This is a genomic window from Actinophytocola sp., from assembly GCF_036555685.1.
Classification (GTDB): Bacteria; Actinomycetota; Actinomycetes; order Mycobacteriales; family Pseudonocardiaceae; genus Actinophytocola.
Map to the genome: position 1 here is coordinate 1 of NZ_DATBKY010000181.1, position 5,663 is coordinate 5,663.

Genomic DNA, 5,663 nt, shown 5'->3' on the forward strand with positions numbered 1-5,663 from the left:
GTCGGCCAGCCCGGGGATCTCGTAGTCCAGCACGGACGCGGTCATCTCCGGCGTGCGGTCGGTCGGCGAGATGCCCGTGCCGCCCGTCGTGATCACGACGTCGACCCCGGCGGCGACCGCCGAGCGCAGCGCCGCGCGCACCGGCTCGCCGTCCGGGACGACCTCGGCCGGGCCAACCTCGTAGCCGTGGTCGCGCAGCCAGCCGGTGATCAGCGGGCCGGTCTTGTCCGAGTACACGCCGGCGGCCGCGCGGTTGGACGCGGTCACCACCCGTGCCGTGCGCGTCATCGATCCTCCGGTCGGGTCCAGGTGCCGGTCTTGCCGCCGTCCTTGCGCTCGAGCCGGACGGCGTCGAGCGTGGCGGCGGGGTCCACGGCCTTGATCATGTCGTGCAGGGTGAGCCCGGCGACCGCGACCGCCGTGAGGGCCTCCATCTCCACGCCCGTGACGTCCTTCGTGCGCGCGGTCGCGGTGATGCCGACGTGCGCCTCGCCGAGCTCGAAGTCGACGGTCACGCCGGAGATCGCGATCGGATGGCACAGCGGGATCAGGTCCGGCGTGCGCTTGGCGCCCATGATGCCGGCGATGCGGGCGGTCGCGAGCGCGTCGCCCTTCTTCAGCCCGTTCGACGCCAGCAGCTCGACGACCTCGGCCGTGGTCCGCACGGTCCCGGTCGCCACGGCGACGCGCGCGGACGCCGCCTTGCCCGTGACGTCCACCATGCGCGCCGCGCCGGCGGCATCCACATGACTCAGCTCATCCATGGTGTCGGACGGCTCGCCGCGCTCGGTCGCCGGAACGCGCTCCCTCACTCTCGCTCACGAACCGATGCTATGCCCTAGCGCTTCGCGGCCGCCTTGGCGACGGCCTCGGCCACCGCCGGGGCGACGGCCGAGTCGAACACGCTCGGCACGATGAACGACGCGTTGAGCCGGTCGCCGTCGACCACGTCCGCGACCGCGTCCGCGGCGGCCAGCAGCATCTCGTCGGAGATGCCGTGCGCGTGGGCGTCCAGCAGGCCGCGGAACACGCCCGGGAAGGCCAGCACGTTGTTGATCTGGTTCGGGTAGTCGCTGCGCCCGGTGGCCACCACGGCCGCGTGCCGCTGCGCCTCCAGCGGGTCGATCTCCGGGTCGGGGTTGGCCAGCGCGAAGACGACCGCGTCCGGCGCCATCGTGGCGACGGCGTCGGCGCCGAACAGGTTGGGCGCGGAGACGCCGATGAACACGTCCGCGCCGGCCAGCGCGTCGGTCAGCGAGCCGGAGGCGCCCTCGTGGTTCGTGTGCTCGGCGATCCAGGTCAGGTTCGGGTCGCGTACGGGGTCGAGGTCGCGCCGGCCGGGGTGCACGATGCCGTTCACGTCCACCGCGAGCACGTCGGACGGCTTCTTCTGCAGCAGCAGGCGAATTATCGCCGAACCGGCCGCGCCCGCGCCGCACACCACGATCTTGCAGTCGGACAGCTGCTTGCCGACCACGCGCAGGGCGTTGCGCAGCGCGCCGACCACGACGATCGCCGTGCCGTGCTGGTCGTCGTGGAACACCGGGATGTCCAGCCGCTCACGCAGCGTGCGCTCGATCTCGAAGCAGCGCGGCGCGGCGATGTCCTCGAGGTTGATGCCGCCGTACACCGGCGCGATCAGCTCGACCGCGCGGATGATCTCGTCGGTGTCCTGGGTGTCCAGGCACACCGGCCACGCGTCGACGCCCGCGAACTTCTTGAACAGCGCGGCCTTTCCCTCCATCACGGGCAGCGCCGCGGCGGGCCCGAGGTTGCCCAGGCCGAGCACGGCCGAGCCGTCGGTGACGACCGCGACCGTGTTGCGCTTGATCGTGAGCCGGCGCGCGTCGTAGGGGTTCTCGGCGATCGCCTGGCAGATCCGCGCCACGCCGGGCGTGTACGCGCGGGAGAGGTCGTCGCGGTTGCGGAGCTGGACCTTCGAGCTGACCTCGATCTTGCCGCCGAGGTGGATGAGGAACGTCCGGTCGGACACCTTCCGCACGGCCACGCCGGGCAGCTCCTCGAGCGCCACCGTGATGTGCCGGACGTGCTCGTCGGAGTAGGTGTTCGCGGTGATGTCGACGACGATCCGGTCGGTGTGCGACTCCACGACGTCGAACGCCGTGATCACGGCGCCCGCCCGGCCGACCGCGGCGGCCAGGTCCCCGGCCGCGCTCGCCGACGGCGGCGCCTCGACCCGGACGGTGATGGAGTAGCCAGGACCGGGAACCGGCATGAAATCGCTCCTGAGTGGACGGACCTACTTGTTGATCTCGGTGACCGGGTGCTCGTAGCCGAGCTCCTCGGTGGTGAGCGGGAAGGTCACGTCGCCGTACGGGGACAGCGCGCCCTGCCGGTCCGCCGCGATCTCGCTCACCGGGTGGTCGATGTCCTTCGGCCAGGTCGGATCTATGCGGTGCGATTTGTCGGCCTTCGCCACGGCCCCTCCTGCGTTGTCGGCACGCGCCTTGCGATCGGTAGGCTACCGGACCCGCATGACCGATTCGTCGCGCGTATACCGTGGTCACGTGCCCGTCACGCTCACCGACTGGCTGCGCGGCCAGGACGACCAGGTGTTGGCCGGCCTGCTGCGCGCCCGCCCCGACCTGGCCACCCCGCCACCCGCCGACATGGCGGTGCTCGCTGCCCGCGCGGGCAGCAGGGCGTCGGTGAGCAGAGCGGCGGAGGGCCTGGACACGTTCACGCTGGCCGTGCTGGACGCGCTGGTGCTGGCCGACGCCGACCGCACGCCCGTGCCGGTCGGCGAGGTCGCGCCGCTCGTGGGTGCCGAGCCGGCCCGCGTGCGCGCCGCTATCCGGTCGCTGGTCGCGCTGGCGCTCGCGTGGGGTGGCGACGACAGCGGCGAGGACCCCGGCGAGGTGGCGATCGTGCCGGCCGCGCGCGAGGCGGCCGGGCTCTACCCCGCCGGGCTCGGCCAGCCGGTGGAGGCGCTCGACGGCGTGGACGTCGGCGCGCTGCTCGCCGACCTGCCGGAGGCCGACCGGCGGCTGCTGACCACGCTCGCGCACGGCTCGTCGCCGATCGGCCGCACCCGCGACGCCGCCACGATCGTGCCGCTCGACCGGGCGCGGACGCCGGTGCAGCGGCTGCTCGCGAAGGGCCTGCTGCTGCGCCGGGACGCGGAGACCGTCGAGCTCCCCCGCCAGGTCGGCCTCGCCCTGCGCGGCGGCAGTCCACTTGGGACGTTGCGGCTGGACGAGCCGGAGCTGCGCACGGCCCGGCACTCGTCGTCCACTGTGGACGCCACGGGGGCGGGTGAGGCGCTGGAGTTGTTGCGCCGCGCGGAAAGCCTCGTCGAGCTGTGGGGCAAGGAGCCGCCGGGCGTGCTCAAGGCGGGCGGGCTCGGAGTGCGCGACGTGCGCCGGCTGGCCCGCGAGCTCGACACCGACGAGCGCGGCGCCGGGCTGGTCGCCGAGCTCGTGTTCGGCGCGGGCCTGGTCGGCGAGAACCCGAACGCGCTGAACCCCGAGTGGCTGCCGACGACCAACGTCGACCCGTGGCTCGTCGCGACCCCGCAGAACCGGTGGGCGACGCTCGCCGCCGCGTGGCTCGACCTGCCGCGGCTGCCCGGGCTCGCCGGCGTGCGGGACGCGAAGGACCGGGTGCTGGCGCCGCTGTCCGACGACCTGCGCCGCCCGCCGGCCGCGACCGAACGCCGCCGGGTGCTGACCGCGCTCGCGGACCTGCCGGCCGGCACCGGCGTGGCCTCCCCCGACGAGCTCGCGGACGTGCTGGCGTGGCGCGCGCCGCGGCGCGGCGGCCGGCTGCGCGACGAGATCGTGCGGTGGACGATGGCCGAGGCCACGGTGCTCGGCGTGGTCGCGCTCGGGGCGATCACCGGCGCGGGCCGGGCGCTGCTGACCGACGGCCCGGCGGCCGCGGCGAAGCGGATGGCCGAGTCGATGCCCGAGCCGCTGGACCACGTGCTGGTGCAGGCGGACCTGACGGTCGTCGCGCCGGGCCCGCTGGAGCCGCAGCTCGCGATCGACATCGGTCAGGTAGCGGACGTCGAGTCGGCCGGCAGCGCCACGGTCTATCGCGTCACGGAGGCGTCGGTGCGCCGGGCGCTGGACATCGGCCGGACCGCCGAAGACGTGCACGAGCTCTTCCGGACCCGGTCGCGGACGCCGGTGCCGCAGTCGCTGACGTACCTGATCGACGACGTGGCCCGCCGGCACGGCCGGCTGCGCGGCGGGGCGGCGGCGTCCTTCCTGCGCTGCGACGATCCGGTGCTGCTGGCCGAGGTGCTCGCCCACCCGGCGGCCGCGTCGCTCGAGCTGCGCCGGATCGCGCCGACGGTCGTCGTCAGCCCGGTGCCGCTCGCGGACGTGCTCGAAGGGCTGCGTTCGGCGGGCTTCGCCCCGGCCGCCGAGGGCGCGGACGGCCAGGTGCTCGACCTGCGGCCGACCGGGCACCGCCTGCCGGCCGCGGCCCGGGTCCGCCGCGGCCCGCCGGCGCCCCCGAGCGACGAGCGGCTGGCCGACATCGTGCGCCACCTGCGCGCGGGCGACGCGGCCGCGGCGAGCCGGCGGGGCCGGACGGTGTCGCTGATGGGCGGTGGCGGCGCAGCGGACACGGCGGCGACGCTGGCCCTGCTCCGCGAGGCGATCGAGCAGCAGGGGCACGTACTGATCGACTTCGTGGACGCGAGCGGCGTGGCGAGCCGGCGCGTGGTGACGCCGTACCGGGTGGGCGGCGGGATTCTCGAGGGTCGTGACGACACGTCGAGCGCGATGCGGCAGTACCCGCTGCACCGGATCACGTCGGCGTCGTTGATCGTGCGCTGACCGGCGTTCCAACGGCGCCCAACCGGTACTCGAGGTGCCGCGCGCACTGTTCTATGCATGTCGAACGACCGGCCGGCCCAGGTGCAGCAGGAGGATCTGCTGGACCGCGCCGACGTCATCGACGGCGGGGTCCGGGCGGTGCTGGCACACCTGGACCTGAGCCGGACGGACGCCGACCACGAACGGACGATCGACGCCCTGATGGCGGTCAGCAGAGCCGCGGACGCCCTGAGAGCGCTGGCCCGCAACGACTTCCCGGCGGCGGACGAGGCGACCAAGTCGATGGCCCGCTACGCGGATCGAGCGCGCGACTGACCGCTGCCAAGCACGGCCGGCGGCTCCGCGCACAAAAGATCAAGGCTGTGGACAACACGCCGCGCGTCGTCCACCTGGCGCCAACCGAGACCAACTAGAGTCCGCCCCGAGCGGGACCCCGCGACGAGGTCCCGCCATCGGGGGACGCCGGAAGCCGGCCGCGCCAGGGAAGAACGCAGCCGGAGACCCGGGCGAGATGCGCCGACTCAGCCGGCGCGGGCCGACATCCGCTGGTGCATCGCGTGCTCGACCAGCGTGATGAGCGTTTCCTTGGTCGACTCGCGGTCGCGGGCGTCGCAGGTGACGATCGGGACCGTCTGCTCGATCGTCAGCGCGTCGCGCACGTCGTCCACCCGGTGGTGCAACACCCGGTCGAAGCAGTTGACCGCCACGACGTAGGGCAGCTGCCGGTCCTCGAAGAAGTCGATCGACGCGAAGGCGTCCGCCAGGCGGCGGGTGTCGACGAGCACCACGGCGCCGATCGCGCCGCGCACGAGGTCGTCCCACATGAACCAGAAGCGGTGCTGACCCGGCGTACCG

7 protein-coding genes are annotated in these 5,663 nt (G+C 74.1%); 2 read left to right on the top strand and 5 right to left on the bottom strand.

The annotated features are described in order from the left end of the window. The 4 genes from VH969_RS17440 to VH969_RS17455 form a co-directional block, all read right to left on the bottom strand. The coding region (locus VH969_RS17440) for a MogA/MoaB family molybdenum cofactor biosynthesis protein (protein WP_331975405.1) at positions 1-288 on the bottom strand (288 nt) is incomplete at its 3' end. Next, on the bottom strand, positions 285-764 hold the full coding sequence (gene moaC / locus VH969_RS17445; protein WP_331975417.1) for a cyclic pyranopterin monophosphate synthase MoaC: 480 nt from the start codon (positions 762-764) through the stop codon (positions 285-287). The genes moaC and VH969_RS17440, both read right to left, overlap by 4 nt. Before the next feature lie 74 nt (positions 765-838). Further along, positions 839-2,236, bottom strand: coding sequence for an NAD-dependent malic enzyme (locus VH969_RS17450; protein ID WP_331975407.1), 1,398 nt, complete (start codon positions 2,234-2,236; stop codon positions 839-841). Positions 2,237-2,260: 24 nt separating this feature from the next. Then, complete coding sequence (locus VH969_RS17455) at positions 2,261-2,440, bottom strand: hypothetical protein (RefSeq protein ID WP_331975409.1); 180 nt, start codon at positions 2,438-2,440, stop codon at positions 2,261-2,263. An 88-nt stretch (positions 2,441-2,528) separates the two neighbouring features. Between VH969_RS17455 and VH969_RS17460 the strand changes: the two genes are divergently transcribed. Both VH969_RS17460 and VH969_RS17465 read left to right on the top strand, forming a co-directional pair. Further along, positions 2,529-4,808 carry a helicase-associated domain-containing protein gene (locus tag VH969_RS17460; RefSeq protein ID WP_331975411.1) on the top strand — a complete coding sequence of 760 codons (2,280 nt, stop codon included), beginning with the start codon at positions 2,529-2,531 and terminating at the stop codon, positions 4,806-4,808. A gap of 57 nt (positions 4,809-4,865) precedes the next feature. Then, positions 4,866-5,123 (top strand): hypothetical protein, encoded by a 258-nt coding sequence (locus VH969_RS17465; protein ID WP_331975413.1) that lies wholly within the window; start codon positions 4,866-4,868, stop codon positions 5,121-5,123. A 206-nt stretch (positions 5,124-5,329) separates the two neighbouring features. On the opposite strand, the gene VH969_RS17470 is transcribed toward VH969_RS17465, so the two are convergent. Then, on the bottom strand, positions 5,330-5,663 hold a 334-nt coding region (locus tag VH969_RS17470), incomplete at its 5' end, for a GTP-binding protein (RefSeq protein ID WP_331975415.1).

Coding starts and splice junctions, on each gene's coding strand:
- moaC (WP_331975417.1), bottom strand. CDS start 764: ATGGATGAGCTGAGTCATGTGGATGCCGCCGGCGCGGCGCGCATGGTG.
- VH969_RS17450 (WP_331975407.1), bottom strand. CDS start 2,236: ATGCCGGTTCCCGGTCCTGGCTACTCCATCACCGTCCGGGTCGAGGCG.
- VH969_RS17465 (WP_331975413.1), top strand. CDS start 4,866: ATGTCGAACGACCGGCCGGCCCAGGTGCAGCAGGAGGATCTGCTGGAC.